Origin of the sequence: Pararobbsia alpina, assembly GCF_902859895.1 — a bacterium.
Lineage (GTDB): Bacteria > Pseudomonadota > Gammaproteobacteria > Burkholderiales > Burkholderiaceae > Pararobbsia > Pararobbsia alpina.
In genome coordinates, this window is sequence record NZ_CADIKM010000008.1 from 119,967 (window position 1) to 142,196 (window position 22,230).

21 protein-coding genes and 1 tRNA gene are annotated in these 22,230 nt (G+C 61.7%); 12 read left to right on the forward strand and 10 right to left on the reverse strand.

Annotated features, from left to right (window positions below):
- Window positions 1-72: 72 nt before the first annotated feature.
- The 4 genes from HV670_RS11420 (at window position 73) to HV670_RS11435 (ending at window position 2,080) form a co-directional block, all read left to right on the forward strand.
- Window positions 73-522, forward strand: a complete 450-nt coding sequence (locus HV670_RS11420; RefSeq protein ID WP_175104890.1) for a hypothetical protein — start codon at window positions 73-75, stop codon at window positions 520-522.
- 151 nt (window positions 523-673) lie between these two features.
- A complete protein-coding gene (locus tag HV670_RS11425) occupies window positions 674-943 on the forward strand; it encodes a helix-turn-helix domain-containing protein (RefSeq protein ID WP_175104891.1) in 270 nt (89 codons plus the stop codon).
- On the forward strand, window positions 940-1,383 hold the full coding sequence (locus HV670_RS11430) for a hypothetical protein (protein ID WP_175104892.1): 444 nt from the start codon (window positions 940-942) through the stop codon (window positions 1,381-1,383). The genes HV670_RS11425 and HV670_RS11430 overlap by 4 nt, the downstream gene beginning before the upstream one ends.
- Before the next feature lie 412 nt (window positions 1,384-1,795).
- Complete coding sequence (locus HV670_RS11435) at window positions 1,796-2,080, forward strand: LAPAL motif-containing putative phage structural protein (protein WP_484555932.1); 285 nt, start codon at window positions 1,796-1,798, stop codon at window positions 2,078-2,080.
- A gap of 267 nt (window positions 2,081-2,347) precedes the next feature.
- Here the strand turns inward: HV670_RS11435 and HV670_RS11440 are convergent, their stop codons facing one another.
- A complete protein-coding gene (locus tag HV670_RS11440; RefSeq protein ID WP_175104894.1) occupies window positions 2,348-3,616 on the reverse strand; it encodes a polyhydroxyalkanoate depolymerase in 1,269 nt (422 codons plus the stop codon).
- Window positions 3,617-3,988: 372 nt separating this feature from the next.
- Window positions 3,989-5,806, reverse strand: coding sequence for a glycoside hydrolase family 15 protein (locus HV670_RS11445; protein ID WP_175104895.1), 1,818 nt, complete (start codon window positions 5,804-5,806; stop codon window positions 3,989-3,991).
- Between the two features lie 296 nt (window positions 5,807-6,102).
- Between HV670_RS11445 and HV670_RS11450 the strand changes: the two genes are divergently transcribed.
- Complete coding sequence (locus tag HV670_RS11450) at window positions 6,103-6,351, forward strand: hypothetical protein (protein ID WP_175104896.1); 249 nt, start codon at window positions 6,103-6,105, stop codon at window positions 6,349-6,351.
- A 147-nt stretch (window positions 6,352-6,498) separates the two neighbouring features.
- Here the strand turns inward: HV670_RS11450 and HV670_RS11455 are convergent, their stop codons facing one another.
- From HV670_RS11455 to fdxA, 3 genes are all read right to left on the reverse strand, one after another.
- Window positions 6,499-6,651 carry a DUF3096 domain-containing protein gene (locus HV670_RS11455; RefSeq protein WP_175104897.1) on the reverse strand — a complete coding sequence of 51 codons (153 nt, stop codon included), beginning with the start codon at window positions 6,649-6,651 and terminating at the stop codon, window positions 6,499-6,501.
- A gap of 253 nt (window positions 6,652-6,904) precedes the next feature.
- A tRNA-Asn gene (locus HV670_RS11460) sits at window positions 6,905-6,980 on the reverse strand.
- Between the two features lie 147 nt (window positions 6,981-7,127).
- Window positions 7,128-7,451: a ferredoxin FdxA gene (gene fdxA / locus HV670_RS11465; protein WP_175104898.1), complete on the reverse strand. Its 324-nt coding sequence runs from the start codon at window positions 7,449-7,451 to the stop codon at window positions 7,128-7,130.
- Window positions 7,452-7,714: 263 nt separating this feature from the next.
- Between fdxA and pncB the strand changes: the two genes are divergently transcribed.
- From pncB to HV670_RS11485, 4 genes are all read left to right on the forward strand, one after another.
- A complete protein-coding gene (gene pncB, locus HV670_RS11470; protein ID WP_175104899.1) occupies window positions 7,715-8,899 on the forward strand; it encodes a nicotinate phosphoribosyltransferase in 1,185 nt (394 codons plus the stop codon).
- A gap of 245 nt (window positions 8,900-9,144) precedes the next feature.
- Complete coding sequence (locus HV670_RS11475) at window positions 9,145-10,548, forward strand: sodium:proton antiporter (RefSeq protein ID WP_425511416.1); 1,404 nt, start codon at window positions 9,145-9,147, stop codon at window positions 10,546-10,548.
- A 78-nt stretch (window positions 10,549-10,626) separates the two neighbouring features.
- Window positions 10,627-11,619 carry a 2-hydroxyacid dehydrogenase gene (locus HV670_RS11480; RefSeq protein ID WP_175104900.1) on the forward strand — a complete coding sequence of 331 codons (993 nt, stop codon included), beginning with the start codon at window positions 10,627-10,629 and terminating at the stop codon, window positions 11,617-11,619.
- A gap of 23 nt (window positions 11,620-11,642) precedes the next feature.
- The gene (locus HV670_RS11485; RefSeq protein ID WP_175104983.1) at window positions 11,643-12,974 is read left to right on the forward strand and encodes a DNA recombination protein RmuC; all 1,332 of its coding nucleotides are present in this window, start codon (window positions 11,643-11,645) and stop codon (window positions 12,972-12,974) included.
- A gap of 9 nt (window positions 12,975-12,983) precedes the next feature.
- Here HV670_RS11485 and HV670_RS11490 read toward each other — a convergent pair whose 3' ends face one another.
- The 5 genes from HV670_RS11490 to HV670_RS11510 all read right to left on the reverse strand — a co-directional run bounded on the left by HV670_RS11490 (window position 12,984) and on the right by HV670_RS11510 (window position 19,266).
- Entirely contained in the window at window positions 12,984-13,469 is a 486-nt protein-coding gene (locus HV670_RS11490) for a GNAT family N-acetyltransferase (protein ID WP_425511413.1), read from the reverse strand.
- Window positions 13,466-13,783 carry a hypothetical protein gene (locus HV670_RS11495; RefSeq protein WP_175104902.1) on the reverse strand — a complete coding sequence of 106 codons (318 nt, stop codon included), beginning with the start codon at window positions 13,781-13,783 and terminating at the stop codon, window positions 13,466-13,468. The genes HV670_RS11490 and HV670_RS11495 overlap by 4 nt, the downstream gene beginning before the upstream one ends.
- A 91-nt stretch (window positions 13,784-13,874) precedes the next feature.
- Complete coding sequence (gene mobA, locus HV670_RS11500; protein ID WP_175104903.1) at window positions 13,875-14,537, reverse strand: molybdenum cofactor guanylyltransferase MobA; 663 nt, start codon at window positions 14,535-14,537, stop codon at window positions 13,875-13,877.
- Window positions 14,534-15,673: a GTP 3',8-cyclase MoaA gene (gene moaA, locus HV670_RS11505; protein ID WP_175104904.1), complete on the reverse strand. Its 1,140-nt coding sequence runs from the start codon at window positions 15,671-15,673 to the stop codon at window positions 14,534-14,536. Before moaA ends, mobA begins: the two co-directional genes overlap by 4 nt.
- 134 nt (window positions 15,674-15,807) lie before the next feature.
- A complete protein-coding gene (locus HV670_RS11510; RefSeq protein WP_175104905.1) occupies window positions 15,808-19,266 on the reverse strand; it encodes an Rne/Rng family ribonuclease in 3,459 nt (1,152 codons plus the stop codon).
- Between the two features lie 793 nt (window positions 19,267-20,059).
- Here HV670_RS11510 and HV670_RS11515 point away from each other — a divergent pair.
- From HV670_RS11515 to HV670_RS11525, 3 genes are all read left to right on the forward strand, one after another.
- The gene (locus HV670_RS11515) at window positions 20,060-21,061 is read left to right on the forward strand and encodes an RluA family pseudouridine synthase (RefSeq protein WP_175104906.1); all 1,002 of its coding nucleotides are present in this window, start codon (window positions 20,060-20,062) and stop codon (window positions 21,059-21,061) included.
- Window positions 21,042-21,701, forward strand: coding sequence for an HAD family hydrolase (locus HV670_RS11520; RefSeq protein ID WP_175104984.1), 660 nt, complete (start codon window positions 21,042-21,044; stop codon window positions 21,699-21,701). Before HV670_RS11515 ends, HV670_RS11520 begins: the two co-directional genes overlap by 20 nt.
- 118 nt (window positions 21,702-21,819) lie before the next feature.
- The gene (locus HV670_RS11525; RefSeq protein ID WP_246257249.1) at window positions 21,820-22,203 is read left to right on the forward strand and encodes a Rieske (2Fe-2S) protein; all 384 of its coding nucleotides are present in this window, start codon (window positions 21,820-21,822) and stop codon (window positions 22,201-22,203) included.
- Window positions 22,204-22,230 lie beyond the last annotated feature (27 nt).

Genomic DNA, 22,230 nt, shown 5'->3' on the forward strand with positions numbered 1-22,230 from the left:
ATTTGTGCAATTTTGTAGGATTCTTCCTCAACATTGCGAATCCGAAACCGTACTTATATACTGCGTGATATAGTGGCGAGCCTTTCGTATGTAGACAGGGTTGATCACGACCTTAAGCAGATTTCCGCATGGTCGCAGGAGGACGCAGATGACTTGCGAGCCTTCCTCCAGGAATTGGAGGAGTCGGAGCATCTTCTCGACCGTCTGAGCAGTTGGCACTATGCGCATGCGTACGCCGATCCGCAGTTCGATTGCCGGGCGATCGACTGTCTTCAGCGTCGCGGCTACAACGTGTATCGACTGAAAGCGTTGCGTCTTGAGTGGGCGCGCAGGCACTACCGAATCTTGTACGCGTATGACGTTGCGTACGATGATTTCATCGTTCTGGCTGTGGTGTTGCGCTTGACTGATCGCACACCTTTGGAGTTGCGTGAGTATTGCTATGACTACCAACCGAACCACCCGATCTCCCAAAGAATCTGTACCGAGTACGAGCGACTCGCCTTGCCAGTTCGGCACTAACGTCGCCGCGGCGAGTGGCGCGACCTCGCCATCAATTCAGTGGGTGGCCACTGCGAATCAGGATGCACCCAAGCCTCGGCGGCCAGGTACCAAATCGTTCTCTGAAAGCGTCTCCGCGCGTGAGGTCGCCGATGAGGCTTTCGGCGCACGCATGGCTGCGGCTCGTGCACGTATCGCACCAGATCTGTACGACGTACCTCTGACTTTGGCCGCGTTACGTCTTTCCAGGGGATTCTCGCAGGCTGCTCTGGCAGCTCGACTTGGAACGAGTCAGTCACACGTGGCAAAGATTGAGTCGGGGAAGCTCAAGATTCAATTTGAAACGGCTGCCGCTCTCGCTGACGCGTTGAACATCAGCCTGGATGACCTGCGGCCAATGATCAGCGGTGTTCCTCGCAAGACGAGCGACTCAATCAAATGAACCGCTTTGCCGTGAGCACGTTCTGCGATGACGTGCGCTTCGAGGAGGGATCGAAGAGTTCGCTGATGGGCATCTATCAGCGAGACCTTCTCGTTCCAAAGAATCTGATTGTCCTTCCCAAGCTGTGCATTTTGACCCACTTCGGCGCGGCCATTGACGACCCGGTGAGCAGCCTCGTAGTGCGAGTCCATGCGGACTCCCAGCTGTTGCATGAGGAAATCTTGCCGGATGAGGCCGTTGCAAAAATAGTCGACGATATGCAGCGCGCTGACGAAGCAGCGATGCGGACGATGATCGGCGTTCTTGTCACGCTATCGCCATTCGTCGTTGATCGAAGCTTTGAATTGAAAACGACTGTTGTGGCGGATGGTGAGGTGTTCCTGGCGGGAAGCTTGAGAATCAAATTTGGCACTTCGCGTGCTCGGTCCACTCCGGCCTAGTTCGAATCTCTCGAGGCCGGTTCTTTTCAAGTCAGCTATCCATATCCGATCATTTCGGAAGGCTCTGATGCCGGGCGAGTATGTGCTGCAAGCTGCCCCCCGCGCAGGACGTATGATGATCTGGCGCGGGCAAGACTGCGCTCTAGGTCGTGTCGGAAATGAGCCCGGTGCGTTGTCGCGCTTTCGAACAGAGGCTCGCTGTTTCAATATTTAGTAACCGCCCCGCGCACAATTTCAGTTTCTTCGAGATTGTTGTCGGCTCCTTCCTATTCGTTGTCAGGCGGGGGCTCGAGCCGTCGGACGATTGAGAGATCCGCATCGCTTGCTGCGAAACTAAAAGCTCACTCGAACGAAGTGCCATCGCCGTGAGCGGCGAGGTGATCTTTAATAATTCGCACGCCGCAGCATAGGGATTCGTCAATATGGAAATGAGCAACCACGACACTTTCACGTCGTCTACGACGGGCCTGCACTGGTGGAACATCGGATGGACGTGCGAGACCTCGCGCCGGCCCTCATTGCCATCGCGGATCTGTTGACAGCGGCCAACCAGGAAATAAATGGCGAAGCGGCCGAAGTTCGCGTTCAGGTCAACGCCACGTTCAAGGCAGGCTCGTTTGGCATCGAGCTGGTGGCCGCACAGCAACTGATGGCACAGCGATGCGGGTGCGCGGTTTGGAAAAGGCGATTTGCTTAACGTCGACCTCAGGCGAATCCAGAAGATGGTGGATAGCAGGCTCGTCAGTGACTACCGGGTCGTCAAGGTTCGAGAGCATCGTGCGCCATCGCAGCGCTCGTTTCTTTAACGCTCCGAAGGAGGGGTCTTTCGCTTCGTCTCGCGGAAGTGCCATCTCGTTGAAGAGATCACTGCAGCCGCCCCCTGTATTCAGCGTCTCCTGATCTCATGAAAAATGGGCGCCTAGGCGCCCATTTTTCACTTCGCGATCATCACCTCAACCAACACTCACGCCGCCGCTTTTTCCGACTGCTGCTGCTCATGCTCGTTGATGAAGTCACGAATCTGCGGATAGATGATGTTGCGCCAACGCCGGCCTGCGAAGATCCCATAGTGTCCGCACTTCTCCGCCGTGAAATGGCGGCGCATCGATTCGGGAATTCCGGTGCACAGATCGTGAGCCGCACGTGTCTGGCCGTCGCCCGAAATATCGTCGAGCTCGCCTTCGATCGTGAACAGCGCCGTGTGCTTGATGTCCTGCGGACGCACGAGCGCACCGTTGACTTCCCATGTGCCTTCCGCGAGCCTGAACTCTTGGAACACGATACGGATTGTCTCGAGATAGTACTCGGCCGCCATGTCGAGCACGGAGTTGTACTCGTCGTAGAACCGGCGATGCGCATCGGCATCTTCATCGTCGCCGCGCAGCAGGTTCTGATAGAACTCCCAGTGCGACGTGATATGACGCTCCGGGTTCATCGCGACAAAACCCGTGTGCTGCAGAAACCCCGGATATACCTTGCGGCCCATGCCCGGATAGTTCGACGGCACCGTGTAGATCACATTGTTCTCGAACCACTCGTACGAATGCTGGGTCGCGAGCGAGTTGACCGAAGTCGGGCTCTTGCGCGCGTCGATCGGGCCACCCATCATCGTCATCGTCCGCGGGGTGTCTTCACCGTTGCTCGCCATCAGCGAGATCGCCGCAAGCACCGGCACGGTCGGCTGGCAAACCGAAATCACATGCAGATCCTTGGCACCGATATGACGGATGAATTCCTGGATATAAGCGATGTAATCGTCGAGATGGAACGCACCGTCGTCGAACGGCACCATCCGCGCATCGATCCAGTCGGTGATATAGACCTTGTGATCCTGCAGCAGGGTGCGCACGGTATCGCGCAGCAACGTCGAATGGTGGCCCGACAGCGGCGCGCAGACGAGCACGACAGGCTCTTCCTTCAGCCGCGAGACTTCCTTCGCATCATCCGAATAACGCTTGAAGCGCAACAGGCGGCAGAACGGTTTCTCGATGATCGACTGTTCAACGACCGGAATGCTGTACCCGTCCTTGTCGATCGACTTGATCGCGAATTCTGGCTTCTCGTAATCCTTGCCGAGCCGGTACATCAACTCATAGCCAGCCGCGAGGCGCGAGGCGCCAGGGACATAGGCAAGCGGGCTCGCCGGATTGACGAACGACTTCGAAGCGGCCTCGGCCCATGCGGTGACCGGGCCCCAGAAGGCACGCTGAATTTCGTGTAGCTGGTAGAGCATCTGCGCATCCCATAAACCCGCCGGGTCTCGCGAGACCTGACATTCATCACCATCGAAGTGTCGCATTAAACGGGCAAAGCTGCCTGCGTTGCGCCGCAGCAAGCCCATCAAGGTCGACCGAATGTAGCACCAAGGTTCGAACCGACATGATACGGGACAAACCCTTGTACCGCACAGCAACATTAGTCTAATACATTGTTATGAAAGGTATTTGAATAATTTTGGATTGTGCGCGTACCATCGGATTGTGCATTGCACGATGTGGTTTTTGACACTCATCGTTACTCCGCAAAGCTTTGCCACCACCAGGACTCCCGAGAAAAGCGCCGCGCTCTTTTTTGCGGCGCTCTCTCATGGAAGCCGGTCCGTCTCTCACGCCGCCGCGGCGTCGGCCGGTTGTCCAGCCGCACGCGCGATTTCCTGCTCGTGCCGCATCAGGTTCAGACCCGTATTCACCAGTGACACATGAGAGAACGCCTGCGGGAAGTTGCCGACCTGGCGCTTGCGCACGACGTCGTATTCCTCCGCGAGCAGGCCGACGTCATTGCGAAGCGCGAGCAAGCGTTCAAAAAGCGCGCTCGCGTCCTCGCGGCGTCCGATCAGCTTGAGGGCGTCAGCCATCCAGAAGCTGCACGCGAGGAAGGTGCCTTCGCCCGGCGGCAGTCCGTCGGCCGTATGTTCGGTCCGGTAGCGAAGCACCAGGCCGCCGTCGGTCAGTTCACGCTCGATCGCTTCGATCGTGCCTCGCACGCGCGGGTCGGTGGCTGGCAGGAATCCCAGTTGCGGGATGAGCAACAGGCTGGCATCCAGCGTGTGGCCGTTGTAGGCCTGGGTGAACGACTGAAGCTTCGAATTCCATGCGTTGCTGCATACGTCCGCATGAATTTTCGCGCGCATCTGCCGCCATTTGTCGAGCGGCCCTTCGACACCGAATCTCTCGGCTGAACAGATGGCGCGATCGACGGCGACCCACGCCATCACTTTGGAGAACGTGAAATTCTGCCGGCCACCGCGCACTTCCCAGATGCCCTCGTCCGGCTGCGTCCAGATCTTGCCCAAATGCTCGACGAGGGCGACCTGGATCGGCCACGAGGCTTCGTCCGCGGGCAAGCCGCCAGCACGCGCGACATGCAGGGCGTTCATGACTTCGCCATAGACGTCGAGCTGCAACTGGTCGACCGCCTGATTACCGATGCGCACCGGCGCGGAGTTCTCATAGCCAGGCAGCCAGGCCACCTCCCATTCGGGCAGGCGCCGCTCGCCGGCGAGGCCATACATGATGCGCAACTGTTCGGGCGAGCCCGCGATGGCACGCGACAGCCAGTCGCGCCATTGACTGGCCTCGTCGTAGTAGCCGCATCGCATCAGGGCCAAAAGGGTGATGGTCGCGTCGCGCAGCCAGCAATAGCGATAGTCCCAGTTGCGTGTACCGCCGATCGCCTCGGGCAGCGAGGTGGTCGGAGCGGCGACGATACCGCCGGTCGGCTCGTAGGCAAGCGCCTTCAACGTGATCAGTGAACGCTGGATGGGCTCGGCGTAACGGCCGCTGACGGTGCTCCGGTTGCTCCACTCGCGCCAGTAGGTTTCGGTCTTGGCAAGCGCGTTGAGCGCATTGCCAGCCGGTGGCGGAGACTGGTGAGAGGGCGTATAGGCGAGCGTGAAGGGCACGGTCTGGCCCGCATCGACCCGAAAGGTCGCCTCGGTGTGCAGATTGACGCCGATGAGATCGACGGGCGTGCGCAGGGTCACCATGTCGGGTCCCGCGACCGCGCGCAAGCCGCTGTCGTCGGGCAGCCGCGTGACCCACGGTACCGCCGAGCCGTAGTCGAACCGCAGGATCATGTCCATCTTCATGTCGACGCTGCCACTCTTGCCAATGACCACGCGGATCATTTCCGACCAGCCGTTGCGCAGTGGCATGAAGTCGACGAGGGTGACACTGCCCGTCGGGGTGTCGAAGTCGGTCTCGAGGATCAGGGTGCCTTCACGGTAGCGGCGCCGTACTTGCGAGACCTCGCCGGCCGGCGCGATCTGCCAACGGCCATGATCGCGCGTACCGAGCAGCGCGGCAAAGCAGGCGGGGGCGTCGAAGCGCGGCCAGCACAGCCAGTCGACGGAACCGTCTCGCGCGACGAGCGCGGCCGTTTGGCCGTCTCCGATCAGTGCATAGTCTTCGATACGTGAAGGCATAGTAAAAAACGTTGAGAGTAAAAAAGAGAACTGTCGAGGCATCCGCTGCGGCCCACACCCGATACTAACGAGAACTTTGATCGTTTGCGCGGAACGTATTCTTGCGAAAGCTGAGCGTAATGCCGCAAACACACGGTAAAAGTGGCTCAACTTGCCGTCGCCTGAGTCAAAAAGCGGCCAAACGGGCACTTGCGTTCGTCAGAGCGCTGACTAGAATCGAAGTTCTCGAAGCGACGGATCGCGGTCGCGTGCGTGTCGATTGCAGCTACTTCAACGTGACTTTCCCAGGAGATTTCATGCTTACGCCATCGAAAGCCGATTGCATTGCCGTGCTATCCGCAGCCAGTCGTGTTGCCAATGCAAACGAGAGTGTCCGTCTGAACTCCAGCACGCTCGGTTTGTCGCGCAATAGTCTCGATGCGACCGCCGCGTTCCTGATGGAGCGCGACTGTTTCGTGCGCTGCGAGGGCGCGCAGGGAAGCTATGAAGTGGGCGGTTTGTCCCTGCAGGGCAAATTGCGTCTCGAGCAACTCGTGTACGGCTGAAGTGGATCACCGTTGGCGGTAGAGGAAGTCATGAGCCGGCCTGGAGGCCGGCTCATTTATTTGAACTTGTCGTATGAGAACCGCGCCATCAGCGGTGGGCCTCCCTGATCGAGGGAACGTGCCTCGGGCGAAGTGCAATTCCGATGTCTACAGATGCAGGCCACCGACGCCGAACAATCCGACGATGCCGATGATGATCAGGTACAAGGCAACGATGTAGTTCAGCAGACTTGGGACGATCAGTATCAGGATCCCGGCGATCAACGAAATGAGGGGGCCGAGGCTCAGCGTGACATTCATGGCGACTCCGTTGGGGAAAAAGGGGTGCAGACGTGAATGCGATGGAGCAATCGCCATGCCCGCGAGAAGCGGCCAGATGGGTAGGGAGATGAGGTAGAGGCGACGTGATGGGCCCGATTACTACGCAGGTACCTTGCTCTCGCCATCGGACTTCAATACCAAACCTTCAACTTTATTAGACGTCATCTAATAAAGTATTATCTTCGGCACAAAAGAAAAAGGCCTGCATTTGAATGCAAGCCTTTGATTCTTTTGGCTCCCCGACCTGGGCTCGAACCAGGGACCTACGGATTAACAGTCCGGCGCTCTACCAACTGAGCTATCGGGGAACAGCAGAGAAATGAGATTTTAGGGAGTGGTTCTTATACTGTCAAGCGTCTGCCGCGCATTTTTTAACTTCACTGCGATTTCGTCCGGGGCGGCGGTCGTGCGACGCATTCAGCACTCACGCAGCACGCGTCCGAGCGATCGCACGCTCAGCGCACGAGCAGTTCCAGCTTGTCCTTGATGTCCTTGAACTCGTCCGCCTCGGGGAGCGGCGGCTTGGTCTTCGTGATGCTCGGCCAGCTCTTCGCGAGCTCGATATTCAGCGGGATGAACGCCTGCTGGTCGCCGGGAACATCTTCCTCGGCATAGATCGCGTTGACCGGGCATTCGGCGACGCAAACAGCGCAGTCGATGCATTCGTCGGGATCAATGGCCAGAAAGTTCGGGCCTTCGCGGAAGCAATCAACCGGACATACATCTACGCAGTCGGTATAGCGGCACTTGATGCAGCTTTCGGTCACAACGTGAGTCATGCAAACTCCTGCAAAACGGTAAGCGCCTGTGGGGCGATTTCGCTAAAACCAATATTGTAGCCCAGACGCCGCAGGCAAGCCTGCAGCAGGCTGGCGGGATTTATACAGTTTCGTGATTAACGTATTCGCGGTGGTTGTGGCAGTACGTGCGGAAGTCGCACGGCGACGCCCTGGCGAGGCGATGTCCGATCGTCAGGTGGGATGCGCGCGGCCCCTTTCGGTTACTATCGGGGTCGCCTGTGCTTAGTCACGATTCGCGACCCATGATCATTACCTCGCTGCTGGATACCGACCTGTACAAGTTCACGATGATGCAGGTCGTTCTGCATCATTTCCCCGCCGCCCAAGCCGAGTACGCGTTCCGTTGCCGCACGCCGGATATCGATCTGGTGCCGTACATCGAAGAAATCGAGGAAGAGATCCGCAGCCTGTGCGCGCTGCGTTTCACCGAGGACGAGCTCGACTACCTGCGCAGCTGGCGTTTCATCAAGCCGGATTTCATCGACTTTCTCGGCCTGTTCCATATGAACGAGAAGCATGTCCAGGTCCGGCCGTCGAACAAGGGCAACGGTGAGATCGAGATCCGCATCGAGGGTCCCTGGCTGCATACGATCCTGTTCGAAGTGCCCTTGCTTGCGATCGTCAATGAAGTGTACTTTCGCAACACACAGACGGCGCCCGACTATCCGGAAGGGCGGGCGCGGCTTGCCGACAAGATCCAGATGCTTGGCGCGCGCCCCGAGTACAGCGACTGCAAGATCGCCGACTACGGCACGCGGCGGCGCTTCTCGAAGCGCTGGCACGAGGAGGTGATCGTGATGCTCAAGGAGTCGCTCGGCGAGCAGTTTGCCGGCACCAGCAATGTGTTCTACGCCTACAAGCACGGGCTCACGCCGCTGGGCACGATGGCGCATGAATACCTGCAAGCCTGCCAGGCCCTCGGGCCGCGCCTGCGCGATTCGCAGATCTTCGGCTTCGAGATGTGGGCAAAGGAATATCGCGGCGACCTTGGCATCGCCCTGTCCGATGTCTATGGGATGAAGGCATTCCTCGGCGACTTCGATATGTATTTCTGCAAGCTGTTCGACGGCGCGCGGCACGATTCGGGCGATCCGTTCGAATGGGGCGAGCGCCTGATCAAGCACTACGAAAACAACCGCTGCGACCCGCGTACCAAGGTCATGGTGTTTTCCGACGCGCTCGATATCCCGAAGGTCCTGCAACTGTACGAGCGATTTCGCGGACGCACGAAGCTCGCCTTCGGCGTGGGCACGAATCTGACCAACGATCTCGGCTACACGCCCCTGCAGGTCGTGATCAAGATGGTCCGCTGCAACGGGCAACCGGTCGCAAAGCTCAGCGATTCGCCGGGCAAGAACATGTGCGATGACAAGGCCTATCTTGCCTATCTGCGTCAGGTCTTCGAAATCGAGCAACCTGCCCAGTAGGTGCCTGGCCCGACCTCGAGACCGGTTTCCGGCACGCGAGACTGGCCGTTTGGATGACTAGCGGGTGGGTGGGCGCCGCTATAATCTGGCGTCTCCTCGCATTCTTACCGGGATTCCGATTGACCCCTTTCGATTCTCGCCTCCAGGCTGTTCGCATGGGTCCCGCGGCCTTCGTGTCGGCAATGCTGCTGTGCGTATTTGTGCTGGTGGCCCCTGCTTTCGCGGTAGGCACTGATCTCGTGCAGGTGGCGTCATCCGGTGTTGCAGGGCAAACGGCAGATGCATCGTCGGGCACGCACGGGGTGAATGGTGCGAGCCTTTCGCTTTTGAGTGGCATTCCCTTTGCGGGCATGTTGCTTTCGATCGCCTTGTTTCCCATTTTTGCCCCTCACTTCTGGCATCGCCACTTCGGCAAGATCTCCGCGTTCTGGGGGCTTGCGTATCTGGTGCCGTTCACGCTCAGTCATGGCGTCGGCGAGGGCGCGGCGTCGCTCGTGCACGCCTTCTTCTCGGAATACCTGCCGTTCATCGTATTGCTCGCCGCGCTCTATGCCGTGGCCGGCGGCATTTGCGTGCGTGGCAACCTGCACGGCTCGCCCGCGCTCAATACGGCGATGCTGGCACTGGGCACGGTGCTCGCGAGCGTGATGGGAACGACCGGCGCCGCGATGCTGATGATCCGCCCCCTGCTGCGAGCGAACGACAACCGCAAGCATCGTGTTCACGTGGTCGTGTTTTTCATCTTTCTCGTGGCAAACGCGGGTGGATCGCTGACGCCGCTCGGCGACCCGCCGCTGTTTCTCGGCTTTCTGAACGGTGTGAGCTTCATGTGGACCGTCGTGCACCTGTTCTGGCCGATGATGTTCGCGTGCATCGTGTTGCTGGCACTCTTCTATGCCATCGATTCGTGGTTCTTCCGCCGGCGCGAGGAGGTGGGCCGCCCATTGCTCGATCCCACTCCGGATTCAAATGTGTTCTGGCTCGAGGGCAAGCGCAATTTCATTCTGATCGCGGTGGTGACAGGGCTCGTGCTGCTCAGCGGGATATGGAGACCGGGTGTGAGCTTCGACGTGATGGGCACGCCGGTCGAACTGCAGAACCTCGTGCGCGATGGACTGCTTGTCGTCGTCACCCTGGTGTCGCTGTGGATCACACCGAAGTCCGCGCGCGAGGGCAATGACTTCAACTGGGCGCCGATCGAGGAAGTCGCCAAGCTGTTCGCCGCGATCTTCCTGACGATCTCGCCCGTCATCGCGATCCTGCATGCGGGCGAACATGGGGCGCTTGCCTCGGTGGTCCAACTCGTCAGCGACGCGAACGGCAGGCCGCTTGCACCGATGTACTTCTGGGTCACGGGCTTGTTGTCGTCGTTTCTCGACAATGCGCCGACCTATCTGGTGTTCTTCAATCTCGCGGGCGGCGATGCTCAGCATCTGATGACGGGTGGCGCAACGACGCTCGCGGCGATTTCGGCGGGGGCGGTGTTCATGGGCGCCAATACCTACATCGGCAACGCGCCGAACTTCATGGTCAAGGCGATCGCGGAGTCGCGCGGTCTCAGGATGCCCGGTTTCTTCGCCTATATGTTGTGGTCGGGCGCTATCCTGTTGCCGCTTTTCGGCGTCATGACAGTCGTGTTCTTTCGGTAAACACGCTCCGGGGCCTTGGCGGGATCGCGGCATGCATCTCTGGCGCGGACTCCGGTGCACTTCTCAGAAGAGATCAATGTGAAAAAGATTCTTGTGTCGCGAGCCATTTTCCCTGACGTACTCGAGCGCCTGACGCGCTACTTCGAAGTCGAGTCGAACCAGGAAGACCGGATATTCACCAGCGCGGAACTCGCCGCAAAGCTGGCCGACAAGGACGGCGTCTTCATTGCCGGTGACCGGATCAACGAAGCGGTGCTCGCCGCCGCCCCGCGTCTGCGGGTGGCTGCGAACATGGCGGTCGGCTACAACAACTTCGACATGGAAGCGTTCAACCGCGCGAACGTGTTGGGAACCAACACGCCCGACGTGCTCAATGAAACGACGGCGGATCTCGGCTGGGCGCTCATGATGGCCGCGGCGCGCCGCATGAGCGAAGGTGAACGTCTGCTGCGCGCGGGCAAGTGGGACCGCTGGAGCTACGATATGTTGACGGGGTCCGACGTGTACGGTTCGACGCTCGGCGTGATCGGCATGGGCCGGATCGGACAGGCGGTGGCCCGCCGGGCCCGGGGCTTCGGCATGCGGGTCGTCTATCACAATCGCTCGCGAGTCGCGGCCGAAATCGAGCGCGAGCTCAATGCCGAATACCTGAGCAAGCCGGCGCTGCTCGCCGAGGCTGATCATGTCGTGCTCGTGCTGCCTTATACGGCCGAGAGCCATCACACGATCGGTGCGGCGGAACTCGCGCTGATGAAGCGGACCGCGACCATCACGAATATCGCGCGCGGCGGCATCGTCGACGATGCCGCCTTGATCGAGGCACTGCGTACCCGCCAGATCGGTGCGGCGGGTCTCGACGTTTTCGAGGGCGAGCCGAAGCTCAACCCGGGCTTTCTCGATCTGCCCAATGTCGTGCTGACGCCGCATATCGGCAGTGCGACTGAAGCGACCCGGCGTGCCATGGCCAACCTCGCGGCCGACAATCTGATCGCCGGTCTCGGCGAGGGGCCGCAAGCCGGTCATCCGCCCACCCCGATCAATCCCGACGTGATGGCGCGCTGGAGCCGCTGATGAACAATGCATTCCCGGGCTTGATGACGTTCTTGCTGGGCGCGGCGCTTGTGTTGTCGCTGGTTGCACTGCTCGTCGTGGTGCTTCGGCGCGGCGGGCAGGGCGGCAACGACGATGCGCTGATCGAACTCGGGGATCGCTGGGACGCGGCGCAAGCAGGGCAGCAGCGCCTGATCGAGCGGCTCGAGCGTGAGGTTCGCGCGGACATCGCCGAAAGTGGCCGGCTGGGAAGAGACGAGCAGAGCATCGCGCTCAAGCGGTTTGGCGACACGCTGAACCAGCAGCTCTCCCAACTGTCGGCGAGCAACGACCGGCGCTTTGCGGAAGTGCGCGCGACGCTCGAACAGAAGCTCAAGGACATCGAGTCGAACAATGCAAAGAAGCTCGAGGAGATGCGCCAGACGGTCGACGAAAAGCTTCATGCGACGCTCGAGCATCGGCTCGGAGAGTCGTTCAAGCTGGTGTCCGACCGTCTCGAACTCGTCCATCGGGGCCTTGGCGAGATGCAGACGCTTGCCGCAGGTGTCGGCGATCTCAAGCGCGTGCTCACCAACGTGAAGACGCGTGGCACCTGGGGTGAAGTGCAGCTCGAAGCGCTGCTCGAACAGGTGCTGACACCGGACCAGTATGCGAAGAATGTCGCGACGGTGCCCATGCGTACCGAGCGGGTCGAATTTGCGATCCGCCTGCCGGGCCGCAAGGACGTGGCTTCAGGTTCAAGCGAGGATGTGCCGGTCTGGTTGCCGATCGATGCGAAGTTTCCACGCGAGGACTACGAGCGTCTTATTCTCGCGCAAGAGCGCGCGGATCCCACCGCGGTCGAGGAGGCCGCACGCGCGCTCGATGCGCGGATCAGGCAGGAAGCGAGGACCATTGCCGAGAAATACGTCTCGCCGCCGCATACGACGGACTTCGGCCTGCTCTACCTGCCGACTGAAGGCCTTTATGCCGAGGTGCTTCGGCGCCCCGGGCTGACGGACAGTTTGCAGAGAGACTTTCGCATCACCATTGCGGGGCCGACGACCCTGACCGCCTTGTTGAACAGCCTTCAAATGGGCTTCCGCACGCTCGCGATCGAGAAGCGTTCGAGTGAAGTCTGGCAGGTGCTCGGCGCGGTGAAGACCGAGTTCGGCAAGTTCGGCGACGTGCTGGCGAAGACGAAAGCTCAGTTGCAGACCGTCACGCGCACGATCGAGGCCGCCGAGGTCCGCACGCGCACCATGAGCCGCAAGCTTCGCGATGTCGAGGCGCTGCCGGGTGATGCGGCGGCGGGTCTGCTGGGGGGCGAGGCTGCCCCGGGTGGCGTCGCCGGTGCTACCGGAGGCGAGCCGGTGGATGACACCGAGAATGCCTAGGCCACGTACTCAACTCTGTGCAAGCTTCGTCAAAGCCTCGCCGGTCATGCGCACGATGCGCCACTCCGGCAAGACGGTCGCGCCGATGTTTTCGTAGAAGTCGATCGCCGACTGGTTCCAGTCGAGCACGGTCCATTCGAAGCGGGCGCACTGACGTTCGACCGCAATCGCCGCAAGCTTGCGCAGCAATGCGGAGGCAATGCCGAGACGACGCGCAGCGGGGCTCACATACAGGTCTTCAAGATAAAGACCGCGCCGGCTTAGAAAGCTCGAGAAGTTGTGGAAGTACATCGCATACGCGACCACATGGCCCTCGTGCTCGGCGACCAGACATTCGACACGCGGCTGGTCGCCGGCAAGGGCCGTACGCAAGGTCGCTTCTGTTGCGACGAGGATGGATGTGAGACGTTCGTATTCGGCAAGCTCGACGATCAGTGCATGAATCGCAGGTGCATCGTCCTCGCGCGCGATGCGAATCCGGGGCGCCGCCATCAATCGTCATCCTCGTCGTCCGGTGCGTCGGTCAACGCGATCTCGATACCGCCGAAGCGACCTGCCACCCAGTTGTAGGCATGGCAGGCAATCCACAATAGGGCAAAGCCGATCAGCGCGTTGAGGATCAGTGCACTGAAAAACGCGAGCACGATATTGGCGAGCGAGATGCTCGACATTCCGCCGCTGGCGATGCCCGACTGTACGGCGGCGACCAGTGCGCCGAGAATCACGATCGGCACGGAGAACGTCAGGTAGATCAGGATGAGCGCCTTCGCGGTCTGCCCCGGGGTGATATACGAAATCTGCTTTTTCATTGCTTCGATGAAAAGATGTGACCCACGACGCACGCCGGCTGGTCCCTGCGGTCGAGCGAGCCCATCCGGCTCGCCGCAGTTCTCGTCGCGGCTATCGTTCTAGTGCCTGTAACTCGCGCAGGGTGTTCGCATTGTAGAACGCGCGAGAATCGCGAAAACTGACTTCGATGGCGTTGTGGTGGCCGTACCACGCGCCGAGTTTCCACATCTCGCTCGCCAGTTGCTCAGCCGCGGAAGCAGCGAGCCGAGTCGGCAACAGCGCGAATACAGGGTGGCGCTGTCGAGTGCCGTCTGCTTCGGTGGTGGCTGCAAACGCAAGATCGGCGGTGCTGACCACGAGTGCCTCGATGAGTTTGGTGGCCAGATCGAGCGGGAACAGCGGCGCGTCACACGGCACGATTAGAAGCCAGTCGGTGCGGGCTGCCGCGAGACCGGTGGCGATGCCGGCGAGGGGGCCGGCAAAACGACCGGCAAGACGACCGGCAGCAGGTCTGACGAGCGGGCTCGTAGAGTCGGGCGAATCGAGCCATACCGGAAATCCATAGCGCTGGTACACGTCCACGTTGCGGTTCGCGCTGATCGTGATCTGGCCAACCTGGGGTTGCAGACGTTCGATCGCATGCTCGACGAGCGGGCGCCCGCACAGGGGCTGGAGCCCTTTGTCGACACCCCCCATGCGCGAACCCTGGCCGCCCGCGAGGATCAGCCCGGTAATCTGGTCGCGGTGAATCCGAGGCCGCAGGGCGTTGATCATCCGCCGATATACGACATTTCGACGCGGGGAGCATCGGAACCGCGCCGCTCATTGCCCTGCGCACCGGCTTCGGAGCGCTGCTGGGAATAGTGGTCGTCGCGACCCTGCCAGATGCGTGCGACCGCTGTCGCGAGGCCAGCGTCGTCGACTTGCGGGTTGCGCAGCAGGCTGCGCAGATCGTAGCCCTGAGTGGCGAACAGGCACAGATAGATCTTGCCTTCAGTCGAGAGCCGAGCCCGCGTGCAGTCGCCGCAAAAGGCGTGGCTTACGCTCGAGATCACGCCGATCTCGCCGGCCCCGTCGACATAGCGCCAGCGCTCGGCGGTCTCGCCGCGGTAGCCGGGGGCGATCGCTTCGAGCGGGAAGATCGTGGACAGTCGACTCACGACTTCGCTCGATGGCAGCACGTCGTCCATGCGCCAACCGTTCGAAGAGCCGACATCCATGTATTCGATAAAGCGAAGTACGACGCCCGTACCGCGGAAGTGGCGGGCCATCGGCACGATTTCATGGTCGTTCGAGCCGCGCTTGACGACCATGTTGACCTTGATCGGCCCGAATCCCGCCTCGCGTGCTGCATCGATCCCGGCCAGCACATCGGCGACCGGGAAGTCGACGTCATTGATGCCGCGGAACAGGGCGTCGTCGAGTGCGTCGAGGCTGACCGTCACGCGCGTCAGGCCGGCCGCCTTGAGCGCGGCCGCCTTGCGTGTGAGCAGCGAGCCATTGGTCGTCAGCGTCAGGTCGAGCGGCGTGCCGCGCGGGGTGCGGATCTGCGCGAGCCGCTCGATCAGGAATTCGATGTTCTTGCGCAGCAGCGGCTCACCGCCGGTCAGGCGGATTTTCTCGACGCCATGTGCGACGAATACCTTGGCGATGCGTTCGATTTCCTCGAAGGTCAGCAGGTCGCCATGGGGCAGGAAGAGGTGATCCTTGCCGAACGATTCCTTCGGCATGCAGTAGATGCAGCGGAAATTGCAGCGGTCGGTCACCGAAATACGCAAGTCGCGTAACGGCCGGACACGCGCATCCGCCAGCACGCCGCTGGGCGATACCGCCGGACCTGAAAGGTCGGGGGCCGTGCGGTCGAGGGGCAGGGTGCGCCAATCGGCGACGGGGATGACTTTGCTGAGCATGGGGATCTTCTACACGGATCCGACCATTTTAGCCCAACGGCGCGCCTCCAGCCCAAAAGGGCTAGATACAAAAAAGCCCGGCAGGCAGGGCCTGTCGGGCTTCTTCGCGTCTTCTTCGACGGAGGTGCGGGGCGTTACGCCTGCCCGTTGTTCTCGTGCGTCGTTTCGACCTGCACCATCGGAGCCGATGCCGCCGCCGGCAGAGGCTTGCGCTCACGCGGTGCGCGCGGCGCGGGAGCCTGTTGCGCCGCTGCTTCGCGGGCCGCCTCCAGTTTGCTCGCATCGGTGTTGACCCAGACGAGGCCAGCCGATTCGAGCGCCGGCGTCAGCGCTTCGATCGACAGCTTCGGCGACTGCGAACCCGCGACGCGAGCGGTGACAGGTGTTTCCACCGTAGCCGGTTGCGATGCGGGCGCGGATGCCGGTGCCGGGGATGTCACTTCCGTCGCTGCCACCGCGGCGGCGGTCGCGGCCGGAGCCGTGAACGCGTTCCGGTCATCGGCCACTGCGGCCATCACCGGCGTGGTGAGGGCAACGTCGGCTGGTGCCGGTGCTTGGGCAACCTCTGTTTCTACCGCCGGGGCTTGAGCTTCGACCGGCTTCGCTTCCTCGGTTGCTACCGCTGCCGGGCGGAGTTCCATCGCGGGCGCGGCGACTTCGGCCACATGACTTTCCGTGGACGACGGCGCGGGTTCCGCGACAGTTGCCGCTACCTGAACCTGCGTCTCGACACGGGTCAGTGTCTCGACATAGGCAGGCGTTTCCACCGGAGCAGGCACTTCGACGCGAGCTGGTGTTTCGGCCCCGGTGCGCGCGACTGTCTCGGTTGCGGCGGGCGAGGCGGCTGCGACCTGCACCGGCTCATGAGCAGCATCTGCGATCATTTCGGTGACAGGTGCCTGCACCGAAGCCGGCACGTATTCAACCGGCTGTTGCGCAGCGGCAGGCGCTGCATCTGTCGCGCGTGCCGTCACTTCGGCCGGAACCTGCGCCGGCGCGGTCTGCACCGCGACATCCGCCAGGACCGCGGCCGCCACTCCGGCTGCCGCCAGCGTTTCGACTGGCGCGGAGGTCGCGGCCCGCTCGGTCTGGCGAGGTGCGCGTTGACGCGACACTTCGCCTTCGCCTGCGGGGCTCATCGATGCAGCGTGACCTTCACCTTCGGCGACGTCCGCCGCGAGGTTTGCGTTGACGCCTTCTTCCTCGCGCTCACGACGACCGCCGCGACGGCCGCGCCGGCGGCGGCGGCGTTCTTCGCCCCCTTCGCGGGGCGTCTCGTCGTCTCCGAATTGTTCGTCACGCGCTTGCACTTCGCCACTACCTTCAAGCGAGACGTCACCGTTCAGCAGGATGTCTTCCCCGGCTGTGACAGCTTCGGCAGTGCGCTTTTCGCGACGCTCACCGCGCTCGCCACGAGCACTGCGTTCCTGCCGTTCGCCACCGTCGACGCGTGCCGCGTCGGTGGTCTCCGTTGCGCGTTCCGTCTGCCGTTCACGATTTCCACGACCTTCTCCGCGCCCTTCACGCGGCTCGCGAGCCTCGCGCGGTTCGCGGGTGTCACGGCTTTCGCGCGGTTCACGACCTTCACGCGGCTCGCGGCCTTCACGAGGTTCGCGCGGTTCACGGCCCTCGGTCCGTTCGCCACGCTCCTGACGTGGGCCTTTCACCTGCGCGCCTGCTTCGCGGCTGCCCGCTGCGCTGCCACGGCGGCCGCGGCCGCGTTCCTGGCGTTCGCCCTTGTCGGTCTTCTCACCCGTGCGCTCTTTATCACCGCGTTCAGTACGCTCGATCCGTTCGCGTGCGGTACGCGAGACCGGCTTCGCCACCGGCGTTGCAACGGGCGGTGCGACCGGCGCGGGCGTCATGCCGAACAGACCCTTGAGCCAGCCGATAAAGCCACCGCTTGCGACGGGCACGGCCACGGGCGCCGCGGCTGCGGCGGCAACCGGCTCGGGACGCGGTGTCGCGGCAGGGGCCGGGCTTTCGGGCGTGATGCCCTTGACGGCGGCTTCCTGCTTGGGCTTCGCTTCCTCGGCGCGTTTGCTGTAACCCGACTCCGACTCGAGTTCGCGCGCGGCCTCTTCGGCCATCTTGTAGCTGGCACGCGGTTCTTCGAGGCGCGGGTCGTCGTGGCGCAGACGCTCCAGTTTGTAATGCGGCGTATCGAGATGCTTGTTCGGGATCAGCACGACGCCGACCTTGAAGCGCATTTCGATCTTGTTGATTTCCTGGCGCTTTTCATTAAGCAGGAAGGCGGTCACTTCGACCGGCACCTGGCAATGGATCGCCGAGGTGTTTTCCTTCATCGCTTCTTCCTGAATGATCCGCAGCACTTGCAGCGCGGACGATTCGGTGTCGCGGATGTGGCCCGTGCCGTTGCAGCGCGGGCACGTCACATGGCTTCCTTCGGAAAGGGCCGGGCGCAGCCGCTGACGCGACAGCTCCATCAGGCCGAAGCGCGAAATCTTGCCCATCTGGACGCGGGCACGGTCGTGCTTGAGCGCATCCTTGAGGCGCTGCTCGACTTCACGCTGGCTTTTGGTCGACTCCATGTCAATGAAGTCGATCACGATCAGGCCGCCAAGGTCGCGCAGGCGCAACTGGCGTGCGACTTCGTCGGCGGCTTCGAGATTCGTGCGCGCCGCGGTTTCCTCGATGTCGGCACCTTTGGTCGCGCGTGCCGAGTTCACGTCGATCGCGACGAGCGCTTCGGTGTGGTCGATCACGATGGCGCCGCCCGAGGGCAGCGGCACCGTGCGCGAGTAGGCCGTCTCGATCTGGTGTTCGATCTGGAAGCGCGAGAAGAGCGGCACGTCGTCGCGGTAGCGCTTCACCTTGTTGAGATTGTCGGGCATCACGACGCTCATGAACGCGCGTGCCTGCTCGTCGATTTCCTCGGTGTCGATCAGGATTTCGCCGATATCGGGCTGAAAGTAATCGCGAATGGCGCGAATGACCAGGCTCGACTCAAGATAGATCAGCAGCGGACCGCGCGTCGACTTCGACGCTTCCTCGATCGCGCGCCACAGTTGCATCAGGTAGTTCAGGTCCCACTGCAGTTCTTCGGCGCTGCGGCCGATCCCCGCGGTGCGGGCGATGATGCTCATGCCTTCCGGCAGTTCGAGCTGGCCCATCGTCTCGCGCAGTTCCTGGCGCTCCTCGCCCTCGATACGGCGCGATACGCCACCGCCGCGCGGATTGTTCGGCATCAGCACCAGATAGCGGCCGGCGAGCGAGATGAATGTGGTCAGGGCGGCGCCCTTGTTGCCGCGTTCTTCCTTTTCAACCTGGACGATCAGTTCCTGGCCTTCGCGCAAGGCGTCCTGAATGCGTGCGGAACGCATGTCGACGCCGTCCCGGAAGTACTGCCGGGCGACTTCCTTGAACGGAAGAAAGCCGTGGCGGTCTTCGCCATAGTTGACGAAGCAGGCTTCGAGAGAGGGCTCGATGCGGGTGATGACACCCTTGTAGATATTGCCTTTGCGTTGTTCGCGGCCGGCGGTTTCGATATCGATGTCAATGAGTTTCTGACCATCGACGATAGCGACGCGCAGTTCTTCCTGCTGCGTCGCGTTGAACAGCATGCGTTTCATAGACGGCTCCCAGTACGGCTGAGCTGTCGTTTTGGGTCCGCCCGCGCTGATGAGCGCGATCAGTCCTCTGGACTGATTCAGACCGGACGCCGGATGGGCGCGTGCGGCCAAATGGGGCCGAACGGACCAGGGAAACGACAGCGCGCCGCGCTTTTTGTTGTCACATAAAGCACGCGGGGCCAAAGTCGGGACGGGAGAATTGCCTGATGCGGCTGCCCGGACAAGGGCAGCACTGGCACACGCGATCGGCGATGTCGGCAACCATGCGCGGGCATGCCGTATCCTGACTGAGCCGGTCCGTGCGAGCAACGCAACTGGACCGGACGTCAGAACCGGACGCGCAAGCGGGCGCCTGTGTGAACGTGCAGCCGGCCAGTTCGGCGCTCGGCGGCACATTGCCTGACATCGCACCGGTCGACTTCCGAGGTGCCCGGCTTCGTCGTGATCGTCAGGGATCACCAGTGAAGCGGGGCGCCGCGGCCGCGGACCGGCTTACTTCGCTATTCGCTCAGCGGACCTATTTCAGCCCGCTGGACGACACAAAATTCTTTTTGACCCGGACTTCGCTGCCCGCGAAATACGCTCCTGACCGGATGCACCTGTGGGCGCCATCCCTGCCCGAGCGGATCTCGTGCGTGCAACTCACTAAAAAAATGCTCGTCATCGGGACGAGCAACCGACCCTCCGGTGCAAGTAAAATGACGGTTTCTACCGCCTGCACCGGGCGCATTCCACCGCCTGACCGAATAGGTTCAAGTGGCCGACAGCGAATGCTGGACAAATTATATGCAGAATGAATGAGTTAGGCAAAAACTCCGGGCACGCGGTCGCGGCCGGCCAGGTTTCGATGATCCAGATCGACGAAGAATGTGCCGGTCAAAGGATCGATAACTTCCTGATACGGATCTGTAAAGGCGTGCCGAAAAGTCACGTCTACCGCATTCTTCGCAGCGGTGAAGTCCGCGTCAACAAAGGGAGAGTGGGTGCTGACTATCGCTTAGAGGTTGGAGATCTCGTGCGCGTGCCGCCGGTGCGCGTCGCGGCTCCCGAGCTCGAGGCCCCGGCGTGGATGCCCGCGCCCTCCTATTCGATCGTGCACGAAGATGATTACGTGCTGGTGATCGACAAGCCCGCGGGCCTCGCGGTCCACGGCGGAAGCGGCGTGAGCTTCGGCGTGATCGAACAGCTGCGCAATGCGCGTCCGAAGGCGAAGTTCCTGGAACTCGTGCATCGGCTGGACCGGGAAACCTCCGGCTTGCTGATGATCGCCAAACGCCGCTCCGCGCTCGTGGCCCTTCACGAACAGATTCGTGAAAACAGAATTGACAAGCGTTATCTCGCTTGTGTGGTCGGCGACTGGCACGATGCACGGCGGGCGGTGAAGGCGCCGCTGCACAAGTATCTGACGCCGGAGGGCGAGCGCCGCGTCCGCGTTCAGGACGACGGCCTCGCTTCGCATACGATCTTCAACCTCATCGAGCGCTTCGAAAATTATGCGGTGCTCGAATGTGAGCTCAAAACGGGGCGAACACACCAGATTCGCGTGCATCTCCAACATTTAGGCACGCCGATCGTGGGAGACGAGAAGTACGGGGATTTCGCTTTGAACCGCCGGTTGAGCCGCTCCGGCGTCAGGCCGGGGATCAAGCGGATGTTTCTGCATGCGTATAAGCTGCGCTTCACCCACCCGGGAAGCGGCGAGTCTGTCGAGCTGCAGGCGCCGTTGCCGGCCGATTGCCGGCAATTTATTGATCAGTTGCGGGAAGATGAAGGCAATGTCGCAAAAACTATTTGATCTGATCGTGTTCGACTGGGACGGCACGCTGATGGACTCGACAGTCCATATTACCCGCAGCATCCAGGCGGCTTGTCGCGACCTGGGGCTGCCCGTGCCCGACGATGCTTCGGCCAGTTATGTCATCGGGCTCGGTCTGCGCGACGCGCTGCAGATTGCGGCACCCACACTCGACCCCGCTGACTACCCGAAGCTCGCAGATCGCTACCGTTTGCATTATTTCACCGGCGATCCGGCCACTGAACTGTTCGTCGGCGTGCGCGGCATGTTGGAAGACTTACGCAAGGCGGGATTCCTGCTCGCCGTGGCGACGGGTAAGAGCCGGGTAGGGCTCGATCGCGCATTGGCCCACGTGGGCGTGGGCGAGCTGTTCGACGTCACGCGCTGCGCGGACGAGACATTGTCCAAACCGCATCCCCAGATGCTCTATGAAGTGATGGATACGGTCGCTCAGATGCCCGAACGGACCGTAATGATCGGCGACACCACCCACGACCTGCAAATGGCGCTCAACGCCGGCACCGCGGGCATTGCCGTCACCTATGGCGCTCATCCCGAGGCACCGTTGCTCGAATTGTCGCCACGATTTTGCGCCCACAGCGTTGCCGAACTTGCCGATTGGCTCACGACCCATGCCTGATATCAAGCCTTGCGATCTGACCGATTCCGACACAGCCGGCGATCTTGCGCGCGCCGAGTTGCGGGATCGTGCCGGGAGCCCGGTCGGCACGGACGAGGCGCCGGATGGTCATGCGGCTATCACGGATGGCGTGTATATCTGCGATTCCGCGACTTTGTCCGACGGCGGTAAGGGCGTCAGGACGAATGTGCGGTATCTCGGCCGCGAGGCGAGCATTTTCTTCGTGCGCTTCGACGAAAAGGTGTACGGATATCTGAACCAATGTGCGCATGTTCCGATGGAACTGGACTGGAACGAGGGTCAGTTCTTCGACGATTCGGGTTTATACTTGATTTGCGCTACCCACGGTGCGATCTACGCGCCCGAAAGCGGCCATTGTGTAGGTGGGCCGTGCCGCGGCGCGAAACTTCGCGCAGTACAGGTTGAAGAACGCGAAACACCCTCGGGTCGTGCGGTCTATTGGCTTCCGGACGACGCCGTGCGTCCTGTCGCCGCCGTGTGACTGACGGTCGCCATTCCACTGGCTGGA

Bases quoted from the DNA above. Each gene is read 5' to 3' on its own strand.
- HV670_RS11425 (WP_175104891.1), top strand. From the start codon at position 674: ATGGCTGCGGCTCGTGCACGTATCGCACCAGATCTGTACGACGTACCT.
- HV670_RS11430 (WP_175104892.1), top strand. From the start codon at position 940: ATGAACCGCTTTGCCGTGAGCACGTTCTGCGATGACGTGCGCTTCGAG.
- HV670_RS11440 (WP_175104894.1), bottom strand. From the start codon at position 3,616: ATGCTCTACCAGCTACACGAAATTCAGCGTGCCTTCTGGGGCCCGGTC.
- HV670_RS11445 (WP_175104895.1), bottom strand. From the start codon at position 5,806: ATGCCTTCACGTATCGAAGACTATGCACTGATCGGAGACGGCCAAACG.
- HV670_RS11450 (WP_175104896.1), top strand. From the start codon at position 6,103: ATGCTTACGCCATCGAAAGCCGATTGCATTGCCGTGCTATCCGCAGCC.
- HV670_RS11455 (WP_175104897.1), bottom strand. From the start codon at position 6,651: ATGAATGTCACGCTGAGCCTCGGCCCCCTCATTTCGTTGATCGCCGGG.
- fdxA (WP_175104898.1), bottom strand. From the start codon at position 7,451: ATGACTCACGTTGTGACCGAAAGCTGCATCAAGTGCCGCTATACCGAC.
- pncB (WP_175104899.1), top strand. From the start codon at position 7,715: ATGATCATTACCTCGCTGCTGGATACCGACCTGTACAAGTTCACGATG.
- HV670_RS11485 (WP_175104983.1), top strand. From the start codon at position 11,643: ATGACGTTCTTGCTGGGCGCGGCGCTTGTGTTGTCGCTGGTTGCACTG.
- HV670_RS11495 (WP_175104902.1), bottom strand. From the start codon at position 13,783: ATGAAAAAGCAGATTTCGTATATCACCCCGGGGCAGACCGCGAAGGCG.
- mobA (WP_175104903.1), bottom strand. From the start codon at position 14,537: ATGATCAACGCCCTGCGGCCTCGGATTCACCGCGACCAGATTACCGGG.
- moaA (WP_175104904.1), bottom strand. From the start codon at position 15,673: ATGCTCAGCAAAGTCATCCCCGTCGCCGATTGGCGCACCCTGCCCCTC.
- HV670_RS11510 (WP_175104905.1), bottom strand. From the start codon at position 19,266: ATGAAACGCATGCTGTTCAACGCGACGCAGCAGGAAGAACTGCGCGTC.
- HV670_RS11515 (WP_175104906.1), top strand. From the start codon at position 20,060: ATGAATGAGTTAGGCAAAAACTCCGGGCACGCGGTCGCGGCCGGCCAG.
- HV670_RS11520 (WP_175104984.1), top strand. From the start codon at position 21,042: ATGTCGCAAAAACTATTTGATCTGATCGTGTTCGACTGGGACGGCACG.